This window comes from Citrobacter sp. Ce006 (assembly GCF_030336535.1).
GTDB classification, from domain to species: Bacteria; Pseudomonadota; Gammaproteobacteria; order Enterobacterales; family Enterobacteriaceae; genus Citrobacter; species Citrobacter europaeus.
Genome location: NZ_JAOWDO010000065.1, coordinates 244,475 through 262,122, shown reverse-complemented (window position 1 = coordinate 262,122; position 17,648 = coordinate 244,475). Strand labels below are relative to the sequence as shown.

At 54.7% G+C, this 17,648-nt stretch carries 11 protein-coding genes; 2 read left to right on the top strand and 9 right to left on the bottom strand.

Features of this window, described 5'->3' with window-relative positions; genetic code table 11:
- The first annotated feature begins 26 nt into the window (after window positions 1-26).
- Entirely contained in the window at window positions 27-2,303 is a 2,277-nt protein-coding gene (gene clpA, locus OGV94_RS08295; RefSeq protein ID WP_003036804.1) for an ATP-dependent Clp protease ATP-binding subunit ClpA, read from the top strand.
- Window positions 2,304-2,572: 269 nt separating this feature from the next.
- Here clpA and trhP read toward each other — a convergent pair whose 3' ends face one another.
- The 8 genes from trhP to OGV94_RS08255 form a co-directional block, all read right to left on the bottom strand.
- Window positions 2,573-3,934: a prephenate-dependent tRNA uridine(34) hydroxylase TrhP gene (trhP, locus tag OGV94_RS08290; protein ID WP_043016896.1), complete on the bottom strand. Its 1,362-nt coding sequence runs from the start codon at window positions 3,932-3,934 to the stop codon at window positions 2,573-2,575.
- A gap of 120 nt (window positions 3,935-4,054) precedes the next feature.
- Window positions 4,055-4,765, bottom strand: a complete 711-nt coding sequence (locus OGV94_RS08285) for a tetratricopeptide repeat protein (protein WP_043017945.1) — start codon at window positions 4,763-4,765, stop codon at window positions 4,055-4,057.
- A gap of 26 nt (window positions 4,766-4,791) precedes the next feature.
- Window positions 4,792-5,514: an envelope stress response regulator BaeR gene (gene baeR / locus OGV94_RS08280; protein WP_043016895.1), complete on the bottom strand. Its 723-nt coding sequence runs from the start codon at window positions 5,512-5,514 to the stop codon at window positions 4,792-4,794.
- Window positions 5,511-6,914, bottom strand: coding sequence for an envelope stress sensor histidine kinase BaeS (gene baeS, locus OGV94_RS08275; RefSeq protein ID WP_043016894.1), 1,404 nt, complete (start codon window positions 6,912-6,914; stop codon window positions 5,511-5,513). The genes baeR and baeS overlap by 4 nt, the downstream gene beginning before the upstream one ends.
- Window positions 6,914-8,326 (bottom strand): MFS transporter, encoded by a 1,413-nt coding sequence (locus OGV94_RS08270; protein ID WP_080624946.1) that lies wholly within the window; start codon window positions 8,324-8,326, stop codon window positions 6,914-6,916. Before OGV94_RS08270 ends, baeS begins: the two co-directional genes overlap by 1 nt.
- Complete coding sequence (gene mdtC / locus OGV94_RS08265; protein WP_080624947.1) at window positions 8,323-11,403, bottom strand: multidrug efflux RND transporter permease subunit MdtC; 3,081 nt, start codon at window positions 11,401-11,403, stop codon at window positions 8,323-8,325. The genes OGV94_RS08270 and mdtC overlap by 4 nt, the downstream gene beginning before the upstream one ends.
- The gene (locus OGV94_RS08260) at window positions 11,404-14,526 is read right to left on the bottom strand and encodes an MdtB/MuxB family multidrug efflux RND transporter permease subunit (protein WP_043016891.1); all 3,123 of its coding nucleotides are present in this window, start codon (window positions 14,524-14,526) and stop codon (window positions 11,404-11,406) included.
- The gene (locus OGV94_RS08255) at window positions 14,526-15,773 is read right to left on the bottom strand and encodes an MdtA/MuxA family multidrug efflux RND transporter periplasmic adaptor subunit (RefSeq protein ID WP_043016890.1); all 1,248 of its coding nucleotides are present in this window, start codon (window positions 15,771-15,773) and stop codon (window positions 14,526-14,528) included. The genes OGV94_RS08260 and OGV94_RS08255 overlap by 1 nt, the downstream gene beginning before the upstream one ends.
- A gap of 279 nt (window positions 15,774-16,052) precedes the next feature.
- Between OGV94_RS08255 and OGV94_RS08250 the strand changes: the two genes are divergently transcribed.
- Window positions 16,053-16,112, top strand: a complete 60-nt coding sequence (locus OGV94_RS08250) for a type I toxin-antitoxin system Ibs family toxin (RefSeq protein ID WP_100280300.1) — start codon at window positions 16,053-16,055, stop codon at window positions 16,110-16,112.
- A gap of 99 nt (window positions 16,113-16,211) precedes the next feature.
- Here the strand turns inward: OGV94_RS08250 and yegD are convergent, their stop codons facing one another.
- The gene (yegD, locus tag OGV94_RS08245) at window positions 16,212-17,564 is read right to left on the bottom strand and encodes a molecular chaperone (protein WP_213733603.1); all 1,353 of its coding nucleotides are present in this window, start codon (window positions 17,562-17,564) and stop codon (window positions 16,212-16,214) included.
- Window positions 17,565-17,648 lie beyond the last annotated feature (84 nt).

Here is a 17,648-nt window from a genome sequence, read left to right as displayed (position 1 = left end):
AGGCATAAATATTGGGGGAGGTGCCTATGCTCAATCAAGAACTGGAACTCAGTTTAAACATGGCTTTCGCCAGAGCGCGCGAGCACCGACATGAGTTTATGACCGTCGAGCACTTGTTACTGGCGTTGCTCAGTAACCCATCGGCCCGCGAAGCGCTGGAAGCGTGTTCTGTGGATCTGGTGGCGCTGCGTCAGGAACTCGAAGCCTTCATTGAACAAACCACACCCGTATTGCCTGCCAGTGAAGAAGAGCGCGACACGCAGCCAACGTTGAGTTTTCAGCGAGTGTTGCAACGTGCGGTCTTCCATGTTCAGTCCTCCGGGCGCAATGAAGTTACCGGCGCGAATGTGCTGGTCGCTATCTTCAGCGAGCAGGAATCTCAGGCGGCTTATCTGCTGCGTAAGCATGAAGTGAGTCGCCTTGATGTGGTGAATTTTATTTCTCATGGCACGCGCAAAGACGAACCAAGTCAGTCTTCTGACTCTGGTAATCAGCCGAATAACGAAGAGCAAGCTGGCGGGGAGGACCGTATGGAGAACTTCACGACTAACCTTAACCAGCTTGCCCGTGTGGGCGGAATTGATCCGCTCATTGGCCGGGACAAAGAGCTGGAGCGCGCCATTCAGGTACTGTGCCGTCGCAGAAAAAACAACCCGCTGCTGGTGGGAGAGTCTGGCGTCGGTAAAACCGCGATTGCTGAAGGCCTCGCCTGGCGTATCGTCCAGGGCGATGTGCCTGAAATTATGGCTGATTGTACCCTTTATTCTCTGGATATCGGCTCGCTGCTAGCGGGTACCAAATATCGCGGCGATTTTGAAAAACGCTTCAAGGCGCTGCTGAAACAGCTGGAACAGGATACTAACAGCATTCTGTTCATCGATGAGATCCATACCATTATCGGTGCGGGTGCGGCATCGGGCGGCCAGGTGGATGCGGCTAACCTGATCAAGCCGTTGCTCTCCAGCGGTAAGATCCGTGTGATAGGGTCTACTACTTATCAGGAGTTCAGCAATATCTTTGAAAAGGACCGTGCGTTAGCGCGCCGTTTCCAGAAAATCGATGTCACTGAGCCATCGGTCGAAGAGACCGTGCAGATAATCAACGGTCTGAAGCCGAAATACGAAGCGCACCATGATGTCCGCTATACCGCCAAAGCGGTGCGTGCAGCGGTCGAACTGGCGGTGAAGTACATTAACGATCGTCACCTGCCGGATAAAGCGATTGACGTGATCGACGAGGCGGGCGCGCGTGCGCGTCTGATGCCGGTCAGCAAGCGCAAGAAAACCGTCAACGTGGCGGATATCGAGTCCGTCGTGGCCCGCATTGCGCGGATCCCGGAGAAGAGCGTTTCGCAAAGCGATCGTGATACGCTGAAAAACCTGGGTAACCGTCTGAAGATGCTGGTATTCGGACAGGATAAAGCCATTGAGGCGCTGACTGAAGCGATCAAAATGAGCCGTGCCGGTCTGGGACACGAGCATAAACCGGTCGGTTCGTTCCTGTTTGCCGGACCAACTGGCGTCGGTAAGACCGAGGTCACGGTACAGCTATCCAAAGCGTTGGGTATTGAACTGCTGCGTTTTGATATGTCCGAATATATGGAACGCCACACCGTTAGCCGCCTGATTGGTGCGCCTCCGGGATATGTTGGTTTCGACCAGGGCGGTTTGCTGACCGATGCAGTCATTAAGCATCCGCATGCGGTACTGCTGTTGGATGAAATCGAAAAAGCGCATCCGGACGTCTTTAACCTACTGCTGCAGGTAATGGATAACGGCACGCTGACCGACAATAACGGGCGTAAAGCGGATTTCCGCAACGTGGTGCTGGTCATGACCACTAACGCCGGCGTGCGTGAAACCGAGCGTAAATCGATTGGGCTTATTCATCAGGACAACAGTACCGATGCAATGGGCGAAATCAAAAAAGTGTTTACGCCGGAATTCCGTAACCGTCTCGACAACATTATCTGGTTCGATCATCTCTCTACAGAGGTGATTCATCAGGTTGTTGATAAGTTTATCGTCGAACTTCAGGTTCAGCTGGATCAGAAAGGTGTCTCTCTGGAAGTGAGTCAGGAAGCCCGTGACTGGCTGGCAGAGAAAGGCTACGACCGTGCAATGGGCGCACGTCCAATGACGCGTGTGGTCCAGGATAACCTGAAAAAACCATTGGCTAACGAACTGCTGTTCGGTTCGCTTGTGGATGGCGGTCAGGTGACCGTTGCGCTGGATAAAGAGAAAAATGAGCTGACCTATGGTTTCCAGAGTGCGCAAAAGCACAAGCCAGAAGCAGCACATTAATTTCTAATCACCTAATAAGCCGGGCATAATGCCCGGTTTTTTTTCGCCTGAAAGTAGTGAATAGAATAGGGGGGACTCGCAGAGTTTAAACGGCAGGCAAAAAATAAGCCTGCGTAAGGGAGATTACGCAGGCTAAGGAGGTGGTTCCTGGTACAGCTAGCATTTATGGGTTATGTTTTTCAGCGGAAGCGATAATACCCTTAATGAACGAAACGGTATGTGATCGATTTCTAAGAATCTTCCGAACGCTGAAAAATAACCGTAATTAACTACTTAGCATGCGGGTTGCGCGTGGACTCACCGGTAAAATTACGCATCAACAATGCATAATTCAGATCGATATCCTCCGGTACAGGCATCCACACGGTGTAACCATCGCCTGGCGCAACTGGCATCGCTTCGCCTTTCGCGTTTTCCATCTGCTCGAGAGTAAAGTTGATGTTGCCCTGTGGGGTCATCAGCTCCAGGCTGTCGCCAACGGTGAATTTGTTTTTCACCAGTACGGCTGCCAGCTCGCCTTTACGCTCGCCAGTGAATTCGCCGACAAACTGCTGACGCTCGGAAACGGAGAAACCGTATTCATAGTTCTGATAGTCGTCATGCGTATGGCGGCGCAGGAATCCTTCGGTGTAACCGCGATGGGCCAGGCCTTCCAGCGTTTCCAGCAATTGCGGGTCGAACGGTTTACCGGCCGCGGCATCATCAATGGCTTTGCGATATACCTGCGCGGTACGTGCACAGTAATAATATGACTTGGTACGGCCTTCGATTTTCAGCGAATGCACGCCCATCTGCGTCAGACGTTCAACGTGGGCAATGGCACGCAAATCCTTTGAGTTCATGATGTAAGTACCATGCTCGTCTTCAAACGCGGTCATGTACTCACCCGGACGCTGGGCTTCTTCAATCATAAAGACTTTGTCTGTCGGTGCGCCAATACCTAACGTTGGCTCAACGTTTTGTACCGGGATAGGCTCGTACTTATGCACGATATTGCCCACCACGTCTTCTTTGCCTTCCTGTACGTTGTATTCCCAGCGGCAGGCATTGGTACAGGTACCCTGGTTTGGGTCACGCTTGTTGATGTAGCCAGAGAGCAGGCAGCGACCGGAGTAGGCCATGCACAGGGCGCCGTGAACGAAGATCTCAAGCTCCATATCCGGCACCTGAGTGCGGATTTCTTCGATTTCTTCCAGTGACAGTTCGCGAGAGAGGATCACTCGGGTCAGCCCCATCTGCTTCCAGAATTTCACTGTCGCCCAGTTTACGGCGTTAGCCTGTACTGAAAGGTGAATGTCCATGTCGGGGAAGTTTTCGCGCACCAGCATGATAAGACCCGGGTCCGACATGATCAATGCATCCGGTCCCATTTCCACCACCGGTTTCAGGTCACGAATAAAGGTCTTCAGCTTGGCATTGTGTGGGGCAATGTTAACCACCACATAGAATTTTTTACCCAGTTCATGGGCTTCATTAATGCCGAGCTGCAGGTTTTCGTGGTTGAATTCGTTGTTACGTACGCGCAGTGAGTAACGCGGTTGGCCCGCATACACAGCGTCTGCGCCATAGGCGAAAGCGTAACGCATGTTTTTCAGCGTTCCCGCCGGGGAAAGGAGTTCCGGTTTAAACATAATTTTCTCGTTCTGATGACAGGTCAGACTCGCCTCACTCAATGAGGCGGTTAGGGGAGTGCCCCCATATTAAGGGCGGGCATTGTAGCGCTGCGCGAAGATGCCGTAAACCTTGTAGGCTCAATCAACCCGTAGATAGTGTCCGTCGGCGCTGACATTCATACCGAAACCGCAGTTTTGCGGGTCGTCGGTTCTGGCGTCGATACCCTCAGGCGTGACCGTAAGTGAGATATCGCAGTGGATATAGTCGCCCTCTCTGAGCGCGATCACGCCTTTATCGTTTTTCAGCGTGACCAGTTCTGAGAATTCACCCATGTTTGGGCCATAATAAAGAGCCATCATGCCAAAGTAATAACCCTGAAAATCAACCTGATAGTCTGATTTATTCTCTGTAGGTTTAATGACCAGCGTTTCCCAGGATGCCAGACCGGCGTAGTTCCAGTATTCACCGGCAGGAGAATCGTTCTTTGGCAGTGCGGCCAGCTTATCTTTGATAAGACCCAGGTTGTAGACCGACTTCGTATCATTGGGATTGATCATCAGCCAGGCCTGCGCCTTACGCCATTGTCCTTCGCGCATCCAGGTCAGGGCCACGTTGTTGTAAGCCGTCGCTACGGTTTTATCATCAAGGCGGCAGCCTTCGCTCCAGGTGACCTGCTTTTCAAAAGCTTCACGCGCTTTTGCGTAGTTCTTAGCTTTGTAGAACTGTTCGCCCTGGCTGGCGTAGGTCGGGACTTTGGCACAGTCAGCTTTGATTTGCTGCTCGGTGATTTCAGCGTGGGTAAAACCTGAGGCCAGTAAAAACAGTAACGGTCCGCAGCGTAAGTCCATTTTCATGTATGCATCCTTTAAAGACATTAAGCAATTCGGCAGGCGTCCGCTTCCCAGCGATATCCTACGCCATAGACCGCGCGGATAAACGACTGCTCCGCATCCAGCGACTCCAGCTTGCGTCGCAGGTTCTTAATATGGCTGTCGATGGTGCGGTCGGTGACGACGCGGTAATCGTCATAGAGATGATTGAGCAACTGTTCACGAGAGAACACTTTTCCCGGTTCATGCGACAGCGTTTTGAGTAAGCGAAATTCAGCCGGCGTTAAGTCGAGCATTTTCCCCCGCCACGATGCCTGAAAGCGACCTTCATCGACAATCAGCGGGCTGTCGGCATCCATTTGTTGCAGTTCGCGCTGCGGTTTACAACGCCGCAGAATTGTTTTCACGCGAGCCACAACTTCGCGCGGGCTGTAGGGCTTGCAAATATAATCATCCGCACCAATCTCCAGCCCCAGCAGGCGATCAATTTCTTCTATCTTGGCGGTTACCATCATGATAGGGATTTCAGAGAAACGGCGAATTTCCCGACACAGGGTCAGGCCATCGGTACCGGGCAGCATCAGATCCAACAGGATCAGATCGGGCGGCGTTTGACGCACGTAAGGCAGCACCAAATCGCCATGGCTGATGAGCGTAGGCGCGTAACTTGCCGCACGCAGATAATCGATAAGCAGTTGTCCCAGCTTGGGCTCGTCTTCCACGATCAGAATACGCGGCGTGTTTTCATCAATGGGTAACTCAGTCATACATCTCTCTGTAAATCGCGTTCCAGCGGTAACTCTACTGTAATGCTAACCCCGCCAAAAGGCGAATGGGCGGCACGGATCAGACCATTATGCGCCTGTACGATATTGACGCAAATCGCCAGCCCCAACCCGGAACCTCCGCTGGCGCGGTTACGCGAGCCTTCGGTGCGATAAAATCGCTCAAACAGCTTCTGTAACTGGCCGTCACTTACGCCGGGAGCGGAATCCGCAAAGGTTATTAAAACCATACGCTCGCGTTGTTCGGCGCTGATGTGCAGCCCGCCGCCGCTGTCGGTGTAGCGCAGGCTGTTTTCCAGCAGATTGTTGAACAACTGCATCAGACGATCCCTGTCGCCAAATACTGTCATGCTGTCGGGGAGCGAAAGTTGTATCGTCAGTCCACGGCTGGCGAAGCGTTCACGAAATGCGCCGCTTGCTACTTCCAGAAGGGGTATGAGATCCAGCGAGGTTTTCTGGTAAGCCAGCGCGCCTTCGTCAGACATAGAGAGCTGATGAAGATCGTCCACCAGCTTGGTGAGGGTACCGACTTCAGCCTGCAACGAGGCGACGGAGTCAGGGGTAAACTGGCGTACGCCATCCTGAATGGCCTCCAGTTCACCGCGTAACACCGCCAGCGGCGTGCGCAGCTCGTGAGAAATATCGGCCATAAAATCTCGACGCATCTGCTGGTTTTTTTCCAACGTACTGGCGAGCTGGTTGAAGTCCTGCGCCAGTTTGCCCAGCTCATCCGTACTGGTTGGCGCAACGCGAGTGGTGAAATCGCCTGCCGCCAGTTTATGGGTGCCTTCCACCAACCGCTTGACCGGGGCCAGCAGGCTGCGCGCCAGCGTAAACGTTGCCAGTGCCGCCAGGATTGTGGAGAGCGCGACGATGAGCCAACTGGAACGCCTTTGCTGCATGTCGAAATTGATATCCGTATTCCGCGTTAAGCGTTCCACGGGAGAGGCAATCACGGCGCCCACTTCGCTACCGTTGACGCGGATAGGGTGGCGCATACCGTCGCGGGGGACCGGAGCACGCGGACCGACCAGAACGTGGGCATTTTGATCAACAACCCAAAACTGCGTACGCCAGCCGTGCGGCGGCATGCCTGGACCTGGCTTATCATCGTCGTTGTCGTGTTCAAAAGAGCGCAGGATCTGAAAAACAAAACGATCGTTATTGCGCAAGAACCGCCAGTTGCCGTGCTGCTCATACTGCTCGCTTAATGCGTCGCTGAGCATTTGCAGCCGCTGTTCGTTACCGTGCTTGATATAGTCAATAAAACCACGTTCGAAGCTTATGCGTACGGCCCAGTGCATGCTGATCAGCAATACGATGCAGGTGGCGAAAATCGCCAGAAACAGTTTGCCGGTGATACCGGGCCGCCAGAACTTCATCAGGTGCTCCTTTTGCGCCGTGAAATCACCGCGTTGGTTTGCGTGTCGTTCGGCACGCGGGCAAAAATAATGGCGGGCAGCGCAATAATGAAGGCGATGCACAGCCAGGTATACATAAAGACGGTATGCGTACTACCGCTATCGATGGCAATATGCTGCTGACCGAACATACCTAGCAGCAGGCCTGCGATGGTTACCCCAATACTCATCGACAGTTGCATGATCATCGACAGCAGGCTATTGCCGCTGCTGGCGAGATCGTCAGGCAGGTCTTTTAACGTCAGGGTGTTCATGGATGAAAAGCGCGTTGAGTTGACCATTCCCTGTAAGAACAGCACGAAGGGGAGAGCGTAATACCAGCCGAGCAGCGCGGTGGTCATCAGCAGCAAACTGACCAGCGACAGGCCAAGCGTTGTGGCGACCAGTACGCGACGGTAGCCAAAGCGGTTAACGACCTGTACCACAATGCGCTTCATACCCATACTACCCAGCACCATTGGGATCATCATCAGCCCGGCATGAAAAGGTGAAAAACCGAGACCAATCTGTAAAAACACCGGCGTCATAAACGGCAGCATGCCGCTGCCGATGCGTCCGGCAAAACTGCCGAACAGCCCCAGCGAGAAGGTTGGTGTGCGAAACAGATTCAGGCTGAACAGCGCGCGTGGATTTCGATGGGCGTGTTTCAGATACAGCGCAATAGCCAACACCCCGCAGATAACCAGCGCCGCCAGCGTGAAACTGGAGAGGCCAGTTCCTTTACTGCCATCGAGCGCCAGCGTCAGTACCGCCATGCCGACCGCCAGCATCGCGAATCCCGAGAGGTCGAAGCGTCGGGTTTGCATGGTGTAGTTGGGCATCAACATTAACGTCGCTATCGCGCCGACAATACCAACCGGAATGTTAATCAAAAATATCCAGTGCCAGGAGGCGTACTCAACCAGAATCCCGCCTAATGCCGGCCCCAGCAGAGGACCAATCTGACCGGGCAAAGTGACAAACGTCATCGCCGCCATATATTGCTCACGCGGGACGATTTTCATCACCGTTAGCCTGCCGACCGGCACCATCATCGCACCGCCAACGCCTTGTAAGACGCGCGCCATCACCAGCTCGTTGAGGGTGCTGGACCCGGCACAAAACAGCGAGCCAAGCGTAAACAGGATAATGGCGGTGAAGAAGATATTACGCACGCCAACTTTGTCCGCCAGCCATCCGCTGGCGGGCAGCATCACGGCAACGGTTAAAACATATGACACAATGACCATATGCATGTGTAACGGGCTTTCCCCGAGGCTTGCCGCCATTGAGGGAAGCGCGGTATTAACGATGGTGGTATCCAGCGACTGCATAAAAAAGCCGAATGCCACAATCCAAAGTTGCCAGCGGGTGCTGTCGGGAAGTTCTGTCATAGCTCTGCTACCGGTTTGCTGTTTTTACGCGAAAAACGCAGACGCAGACGGTCGAAAAAGAGATAGACCACGGGCGTGGTGTACAGCGTCAGGAGTTGGCTCACAACCAGCCCACCGACAATGGTTATCCCCAAAGGCTGGCGCAGTTCGGAGCCATCCCCTGCGGATAACACCAGCGGCAACGCGCCAAACAACGCCGCCAGCGTGGTCATCATTATTGGGCGAAAGCGCAACAGGCAGGCCTGGAAGATAGCTTCTTCCGGCTGCAGCTTACCGTTTCTCTGCGCTTCCAGCGCAAAATCGACCATCATGATGGCGTTTTTCTTCACAATGCCAATTAATAGCATGATCCCTATCAGGGCGATTAGGCTGAACGGGGCATTGAACAGTTCCAGTGCCAGCAACGCTCCGACGCCAGCCGAAGGTAGCGTGGAGAGAATGGTCAGCGGATGGACATAGCTTTCATACAGCATACCCAGCACGATGTAGACCGTGGCGATGGCGGCAATAATCAGGATCACCTGTGAGTTCATGGTGTCCTGAAATACCTGTGCCGTTCCGGCAAAGCTGCCGCGAACCGTGGACGGGACGCCGAGCTGGGTCATGGTTCGGTTGATGGCCTCTGTCGCTTCGGACAGTGAAGACCCTGTCGGCAGGTTAAACGACACGGTTGAGGCGGCGGACAAGCCCTGATGGTTCACCGACAGCGGGGCATTCGCCGGTTGCCATTTTGCAAAGTACGATAGCGGGATGGCCTTACCGTCATTGTTGATGACGAACATTTTATCCAGCGCGCTGATGTCCTGGGTGTAACGTCGATCGACTTCCATCACCACTTTGTACTGGTTCATCGGTTGATAGATAGTTGAAATCTGCCGTTGTCCGAAAGCGTTATTCAACAGGCTGTTGGCGGCGGCAACGTCGATCCCCAAACGAGACATGGTGTCGCGATCGTAAATCAGATTCATCTCCGCGCCATTGTCCTGCTGATCGGAGTTGACGTCCGCCAGTTGGGGCAGGGCGGCAAGCGCCTTACGGATCTTCGGTTCCCACTCGCGCAGTGCCGCGAGGTCATCTGACAACAGAGTGTATTGATAGCTGGCGTTGGCCTGACGACCGCCGACGCGAATGTCCTGCACCGCCATCAGAAACAGGTTTGCTCCGGGTTCTTTGGCAAGCGCGACACGCAGGCGGTCGATCACCTGCTGAGCGGTTTCATGGCGCTCACCGCGTGGCTTGAGGGTAATAAACATCATCCCGCTGTTAACCCGTGAACCACCGGTAAAGCCGGTGACGTTATTCACCGCCGGGTCGTCGCGGATTATCTTCATAAAATCCTGCAGTTTGCCGCGCATCGCCTGGAAAGAGATGCTCTGGTCGGCCTGGATCCCCCCCATCAATACGCCCGTATCCTGCTCCGGGAAGAAGGTTTTGGGGATGGAAATATAAAGCCAGATATTCAGCGCAATGGTGCCAAGTAACACCACGCCTACCAGTCGCGTATGGCGCAGCACCCATTTAAGCGAAGTGCCGTAACTTTGCTGCAGCGCGACCAGCACACGACCAAAACCCCGTTTCCGGGACTGTTCGCGCGGGGCGCTCGATTTAAGCATCCAGCCGCACATCATTGGCGTTAAGGTCAGCGATACCAGCAGCGATATACCAATAGCAACCGACAACGTGACGGCAAACTCGCGCAGCAAGCGCCCAGGTAATCCACCCATTAACAGTAGCGGCAGGAACACCGCCACCAGCGACAGGCTCATGGAGAGCACCGTGAATCCCACTTCACGCGTTCCTTGTAACGCCGCCTGGAGCGGCTTCATTCCCGCTTCCAGGTGACGGGAAATATTTTCCAGCACCACGATGGCATCATCAACGACAAATCCTGTGGCAATGGTTAACGCCATCAACGACAGGTTGTTCAGACTGAATCCACACAGATACATGGCGGCAAACGTCCCGATGAGCGAGACCGGAACCGCTACCGCGGGGATCAGGGTCGCGCGCCCGGAGCGCAGGAAAACAAAGACCACCAGGATAACCAGCGCAACGGAGATAATCAGCGTCTGTTCGACTTCCTCCAGTGAGGCGCGAATAGTCGGCGAACGGTCCTGAGCGATTTGCAGATCGATGGCGGCCGGGACCATCGTTTGTAACTCCGGTAATTTGGCGCGAATGCTGTCTACCGTCTGAATAATATTGGCTTCCGGCAGTTTGCGGATCATCAGCAGAATGGCCGGTTTGGCATTGGTCATCCCCGCGTTACGAACGTCCTGCACCGAATCAGTTACAGACGCAACGTCGCCCAGTCGCACTGCAGCGCCGTTGTTGTAGTGAATGATAATGGGTTGATATTCGGCGGCGGTTTTCAGCTCATCGTTGGTTTGTACCTGCCAGCGATGGGCATCATTCTCGATAGCGCCCTGCGGCTTACGCACGTTGGCGTTGTCAATTGCGCTACGTACGTCGTCCAGCGACACGCCCTGGTTAAACAGCGCTTGCGGATTGAGCCCTACGCGCACGGCAGGCAAAGAGCTGCCTCCAACGTCTACATCGCCCACTCCGTCGATTTGCGCGATGGTCTGCGCTAATTGAGTTGATGCGAAATCGTATAATTCACCCTGCGAGTAAGTGTCCGATGTGAGCGTCAGGATCATGATTGGCGCATCGGAAGGGTTGGCTTTGCGGTACGTTGGTCGGCTTGGCATTCCGCTTGGTAGCAGGCTTTGCGCCGCGTTAATTGCGGCCTGAACATCCCGCGCCGCACCATTGATGTCGCGGTCGAATTTAAATTCGAGAATAATGCGCGTACTGCCAAGCGAACTGCTCGACGTCATTTCGTTCACGCCCGCGATGCGCCCCAGCGAGCGCTCCAGCGGGGTGGCAACGGATGATGCCATTGTCTCAGGCGACGCCCCCGGTAACGAGGCGCTGACCATGATCACCGGAAAATCCACCTGCGGCAGCGGAGCGACCGGCAGCAGACGAAAGCCCAGTATCCCGCACAGGGTGATCGCTACCGAAATGAGAATGGTCGCCACCGGACGATGAATGAAAAGCGCAAAAAATTTCATTTACGCTTCCTCTTCCTGGCGCGGGAAGCGGCTTTTCACATACAGCGACAAACGGTCAAACAGCAGATAAATCACCGGGGTGGTAAACAGGGTTAATACCTGGCTTACCAGCAGCCCGCCGACCATACCAATTCCTAATGGGCGGCGTAATTCGGCACCTACGCCGGTACTTAACATCAGCGGCAAGGCGCCGAGCAGTGCTGCCAGCGTGGTCATCAGAATTGGGCGAAAACGCAGCAGGCAGGCCTGGAAAATGGCTTCGCGCGGTGCCATGCCCTGTTCGCGCTCTGCAGCCAGGGCGAAGTCGATCATCATGATGGCGTTTTTCTTGACGATACCAATGAGCAAAATAATGCCGATAATCGCGATGACGTCCAGTTCGCTCCCGGCAATCATTAACGCCAGAAGCGCCCCGACGCCCGCCGTGGGTAGCGTGGAGAGAATGGTAATCGGGTGAATAAAGCTCTCATACAGCACGCCGAGCACGATATACATCGCGACAACCGCAGCCACAATCAACCAGATGGTGTTACCCAGCGCGGCCTGGAAAGCGAGCGTGCTGCCCTGGAACTGGGTGGTAATATTCACGGGCAGGTTAAGCGTTTTTTCGGCATCCAGAATCGCCTGCACCGCATCGCCCAGTGAATGATCGTCCGGCACGTTGAACGAGATGGTGGTGACCGGGAACTGATCGAGATGGTTAATCGACAGTGGGGCGAAACGCTGTTCAATGTTTGCTATCGCGCTGAGCGGTACCACGCCGCCTTCGCTACTGGTCAGGCGGATAGTGTCGAGCGCGGCAAGTCCCGGCGTACTATTAGTGTCATGCTCTAACACCACGCGATACTGGTTTGCCTGGGTGTAAATGGTTGAAATCAGTCGCTGGCCGAAGGCGTTGTACAGAGCGTTATCGACATCCGCCATGCTGATGCCTAAACGGCTGGCGCTGTCGCGATTGACGTTCACATACGCCACCAGGCCTTTATCCTGCCAGTCGCTACTGACATCGGACAGTTGCGGTAGCTGATGTAGTTTTGCTAACAGTTGTGGAACCCAGGTGCTGAGGGCATCCAGGGACGTTGCTTGCAGCGTAAACTGATATTGCGTCCGGCTGACCTGGGTATCAATCGTCAGATCCTGGGTGGGCTGAAGATAAAGGTCGACGCCGGGTACTCTGTCAACCGCGTCCTGTAGCCGCGCGATCACTTTCTGTACGCGATCGTCGCGCTCATCCAGCGGTTTAAGATTGATTTGCAAACGTGCGCTGTTCAGTGCCGGGTTAGTGCCATCCACGCCAATAAAAGCGGTCAGGCTCTCTACCGCCGGATCCTGAAGGATGACATCTGAAACCTGACGCTGGCGCTGGGCCATGCTGGCAAATGAGCTGGACTGCGGTGCCTGTAGCGTACCCTGGATAATGCCGTTGTCCTGGATTGGGAAGAAACCTTTGGGAATAAAGACCCAGAGCATGACGCTCAGTGCCAGCGTGCCGAGTGCCACGCCCAGCGTGAGCCAAGGGTGGTTAAGCACTTTTGCCAGCCAGTGTCCGTACCCGGCAATGATGCGTTCGAACATTCGCTCCGAAGCGCGGGAGAAGCGGTTCTGCTTACGCAACGAGGCCTGACTAAGCATACGTGCGCACATCATCGGCGTGAGGGTGAGTGAGACGACGGCGGAAATCAGAATCGCCACGGCCAGCGTAACGGCAAACTCACGGAACAACCGGCCCACGATATCCCCCATAAACAACAGCGGGATTAGCACGGCGATCAGTGAAAATGTCAGAGAGATGATGGTAAACCCAATCTCACCTGCACCTTTCAGGGCGGCGGTCAGCGGTTTTTCGCCTTTTTCGATATAACGTGAAATGTTCTCAATCACCACGATGGCGTCATCCACCACAAAGCCGGTGGCGATGGTTAGCGCCATGAGGGTCAGGTTATTGATAGAGAAATCAAGAAATACCATTACCGCGAAGGTGCCGATTAACGATAGCGGAACGGCAACCGCGGGAATAATAGTCGCCGGAATATTGCGCAAAAACAGGTAGATAATCATGACTACCAGCGCAATCGCCAGCATTAGCTCGAACTGGGTGTCAGCAACAGACGCACGAATATTGGTCGTACGATCCGAAAGCACGCTGACCTTAACTGATTTGGGCAGGCTGTCGGTGAGCTGCGGCAGCATCTGGCGGATACTGTCTGCCGTGGAGATGATGTTCGCTCCAGGCTGGCGCTGAACATTCATGACTATAGCTTGTTGCTTATTGGCCCATGCGCCCAGCCAGCTGTTTTCTGCACCTTGTTCGACGGTGGCGACATCGCCCAGACGAACCGGCGCACCATTTTTATAGGCAACAATGAGCTGACGATATTCGTCTGCGGACTGCATCTGGTCGTTGGCTGAAAGGGTAACGGCACGCGTTGGGCCATCAAGACTCCCTTTTGCCGAATTGACGTTAGCGCCGGTAATGGCCGTACGGATGGTTTCGCTGGTCAGACCGAGCGCGGCAATGGCCTGCGCATTAAGCTTCACGCGCACTGCTGGACGTTGCCCACCGGACAGCGTCACCAGACCGACGCCGGAAACCTGGGATATTTTCTGCGCGACGCGGGTCTCGACCATATCTTCCACCTGCGTCATCGGCATGGCGCTGGAGGTGACCGCCAGCGTCATGATCGGTGGATCCGCCGGATTTACCTTGCTGTACACCGGCGGGTTAGGCAGATCGTTCGGTAACAGGTTGGTGGCGGCGTTAATCGCAGCCTGGACTTCCTGTTCAGCAACGTCCAGCGGCAGCGTGAGCTGGAACTGCAGTGTTACTACCGATGCGCCGCCGGAACTTTGCGAGGACATCTGTTTTAAGCCTGACATCTGTCCGAACTGACGCTCAAGCGGCGCGGTGACTGCTGAGGTCATGACGTCCGGGCTGGCGCCGGGATAGAGCGTAACAACCTGGATCGTGGGGTAATCGACTTCGGGTAAGGCAGCGATCGGCAGGAAGCGATAACCGATAACACCGGCAAGCATAATCGCCACCATCAGCAGCGTGGTGGCGACGGGGCGCAGAATAAACAGGCGCGATGGCCCGCCTGTGTTGTCCGGAGGTAACACCTGCATCAGGAGTTGGCTCCTTTTTTGCTGTATCCGCGTGGCGCAGTTTTTTCGCCCGTCGCTGAGGCATCGTGCGCCTCAACGACTTCGACTTTTGCGCCTTCCGTCAGGCGGTCAATGCCGTCGGTTACGACCCGATCGCCTGCGGACAATCCAGCGGAGATCACCACTTTTTGGCTATCCTGAATACCGGGTTTAACAAGATGTTTGCTCACTTTGTTATCGCTGTTCAGTACCCAGACAAAATGGCCCTCATTGCCCATTTGCAGGGCAGCTGTTGGGATCACAACGGCATTTTGTTGTGTGTCGACCAGCATGCGAGCGTTAACGAACTGGTTAGGGAATAAAGCATCATCCTGATTGTTAAAGCGGGCTTTAACTTTAATGGTTCCGGTGGTGGCATCAATCTGATTGTCGAGACTGAGCAGGACGCCTTCGCTCAGCTTTTGCGAATTGGTTCGGTCCCAGGCTTCGACCTTTAACGGCGTTCCCGATTTTTGCGCCTGGATTACGGTAGCAATGTCATTTTCAGGCAAAGTGAATATCAGGTCGATAGGATGCGTTTGCGTAATAACGACGATACCGGTGGTATCGCCGCTGGAAATTTGGTTGCCGATATCGACCAGTTTCAGACCGACACGACCATCAACAGGGGCGGTTATCCGGCTCCAGTCGAGCTGCAACTGAGCGCTGGCGACGCTGGCTTCATCAGCTTTGATTGTCCCTAACGTTTCATTTACCAGTGCCTGCTGGGCATCCAGCTCCTGGCGGGAGACCAGATTGGTTTTTACCAGCTGTTGATAACGGGCAAGATCGCGACGGGCATTCGCCAGCGTGGCTTTATCTTTTGCCAGTTGTCCCTGCGCCTGCGCCAGAGCGACTTTGAACTGGCTGGGATCTATCTCTGCCAGCAGGTCGCCGGCTTTCACCTGCTGTCCTTCCTCGAAGTGCAAGGCGATGAGCTGACCATCTACCCGACTACGTACCGTAGCGGTATTTGCGGCAGTAATGGTACCCAGCCCTGTCAGATAACGCGGAACGGCTTCAACGGCGGCGGTGGCAGCCTGGACGGGAGCTAACGGTCCGGAGCGCATTCCACGCCGCCCTGAACCTGGCGCATTCTGCGCGGGTTTGGTCGCGCCCGGTGCGGTTTCCTGGGAGCCGCTGCGGCTATGCCAGAACCAGATGGCGGCGACGGTGGCCACGACGATCGCGATTGCTATCACCCAGCGGGATTTTTTACTGCCTTTCATTGTTATAAGTTTCTCATCCTGAAACGATTCGCGGAATGATACTAGTTTAGCCAGCGAACAAGGGAGAAAAATGGAGGAATTATGAAACACTGTCGGGATTCGTCTGAATGCTGACGCGGCTTTGCGAGGCGTTACGCAACATTAAGCGCTGAAAACGGCGAAGAAGAAATAGTGCGCTAGAGTGCGTTTAAGGCAAAAAGGAGGAAAGCCAGAGATTTCAGCGGGACGCTGGAACGGGAAAGCCCCTCCCGAGGAAGGGGCCAAAATAAGGAAAGGGTTATGATGAAGCAGGTCATCATACTGGTGATACTCTTAGTCATTAGCTTCGCGGCATACTAAGACACCAGGGGGAGGGGAAACCCTCCCTAACCCTCACTCCTGAAAATAAGCCACTGCAACAGTGATGTCAATACGCACACCTTTCAGCTTGCGAGCGGCTTAGCGGAAAACAACATCAGCCCAGCGGGCCAGTCCGGCGGTAACGGAACCGAAATCATCGCCACCTGCAATCGGGATCCCGGGAAGCTGCTGGGCAAGTGCTTTTTTAATCAGCGGCGAACGCGCGCTGCCGCCGGTCAGGTAAATCACGTCCGGTTTTTCCTGCGCGTTTTCCAGCGCCAACTGAACCTGCTCAAGAATGCGCGCCAGGGGCTGGTTGAGCGCAGCTTCCAGTCCGTATTGACTGATATCGGTTGCCAGCGTGTTGCTGATAAACGGTATCGCCGCCGTAACAATGGCCTGATCGGAAAGCGCGATTTTGCTCTCTTCTGCACTGCGTACCAGGCGATAGCTCAGACGCTCGCGCCAGACTTTAAGCAGCAGAGCGACTTTATCGGCTTCTCTCGCGTCGCGGACAAGATCGTTGAGCAATCGACCGTTGGCGCTGCTGTAGAAATCACTTTGCGCGGGAACATCGTTGATTGCGACCGCGTTCCACCAGGGCAGAATAGGTAAAGCGATACCTTTTTCAGTTTCGCCGCCCATACCAAGCAATGGCATCAGGTGTTTAAACGCCAGCGCGATATCCAGATCGTTCCCGCCTACGCGGCAGCCACTGTGTCCCAGCAGGCTGTTTTCGCGATCGGCGCGCTGATGCCATTGCGGCCCCATCAGCAGCAGTGAACAGTCGGTCGTACCCCCGCCAATATCCACCACCAGAACGCGTTTCTCATCCTGCAACGAGGCTTCGTAATCCAGTCCCGCCGCTACCGGCTCGTACTGGAAGACGACATCCTGAAAACCGGCGCGTTTGGCCGCACGTTCAAGAATACCTTGCGCCTGGGCGTTGGCGTCATCGCCACCTAACCCCTGGAAGTTGATGGGACGACCAATAACAGCCTGAGTGATGGCTTCCGGCAACTGGTTTTGCGCCTGGTTGCGTATGTGCAGCATCATCGCGCAGACCAGATCTTCAAACAGCGCAACCTGCTGCGGCTTCAGACCGCTGGCACCCAAAAATGATTTTGGCGATTTAACGAAGTACACCTCTTCCGGGTCTTCAATATACTGACCCAGCGACGCCAGACCGAACTGCACGCTGTTGGCGTTAACGTCAATGTCTTCTTCGCGGTTATAGCGCATTGCACGGCGAAGCAGCGCCTGCGTTTCATCGTCCGTGGTCGGGACGTCGTGGTGGCGATACAGCCACTCGCTGACCGCTTCGCGCGTTGGTGCGCAAAGCATTGAGGGCAGAAGCGTGCTGTTATTTTCCATTTTGAGCAGGTGAGGCTGCCCGTCACGCATAACGGCCACTGAACAGTTTGCCGTACCGTAGTCAAAACCAATAAACACCGTAAAAATCCCCATGCCAGTGAAGAAGGGGCGTGACTTTAACGAAATGTTGACGCTCCGACAACTGGAATATGAAAGCAAGGC

What these genes read in the sequence shown, in the direction of transcription:
- OGV94_RS08285 (WP_043017945.1), bottom strand. Translation starts at nt 4,765, where the DNA reads ATGGACTTACGCTGCGGACCGTTACTGTTTTTACTGGCCTCAGGTTTT.
- OGV94_RS08260 (WP_043016891.1), bottom strand. Translation starts at nt 14,526, where the DNA reads ATGCAGGTGTTACCTCCGGACAACACAGGCGGGCCATCGCGCCTGTTT.
- mdtC (WP_080624947.1), bottom strand. Translation starts at nt 11,403, where the DNA reads ATGAAATTTTTTGCGCTTTTCATTCATCGTCCGGTGGCGACCATTCTC.
- OGV94_RS08255 (WP_043016890.1), bottom strand. Translation starts at nt 15,773, where the DNA reads ATGAAAGGCAGTAAAAAATCCCGCTGGGTGATAGCAATCGCGATCGTC.
- baeR (WP_043016895.1), bottom strand. Translation starts at nt 5,514, where the DNA reads ATGACTGAGTTACCCATTGATGAAAACACGCCGCGTATTCTGATCGTG.
- OGV94_RS08270 (WP_080624946.1), bottom strand. Translation starts at nt 8,326, where the DNA reads ATGACAGAACTTCCCGACAGCACCCGCTGGCAACTTTGGATTGTGGCA.
- baeS (WP_043016894.1), bottom strand. Translation starts at nt 6,914, where the DNA reads ATGAAGTTCTGGCGGCCCGGTATCACCGGCAAACTGTTTCTGGCGATT.
- trhP (WP_043016896.1), bottom strand. Translation starts at nt 3,934, where the DNA reads ATGTTTAAACCGGAACTCCTTTCCCCGGCGGGAACGCTGAAAAACATG.
- clpA (WP_003036804.1), top strand. Translation starts at nt 27, where the DNA reads ATGCTCAATCAAGAACTGGAACTCAGTTTAAACATGGCTTTCGCCAGA.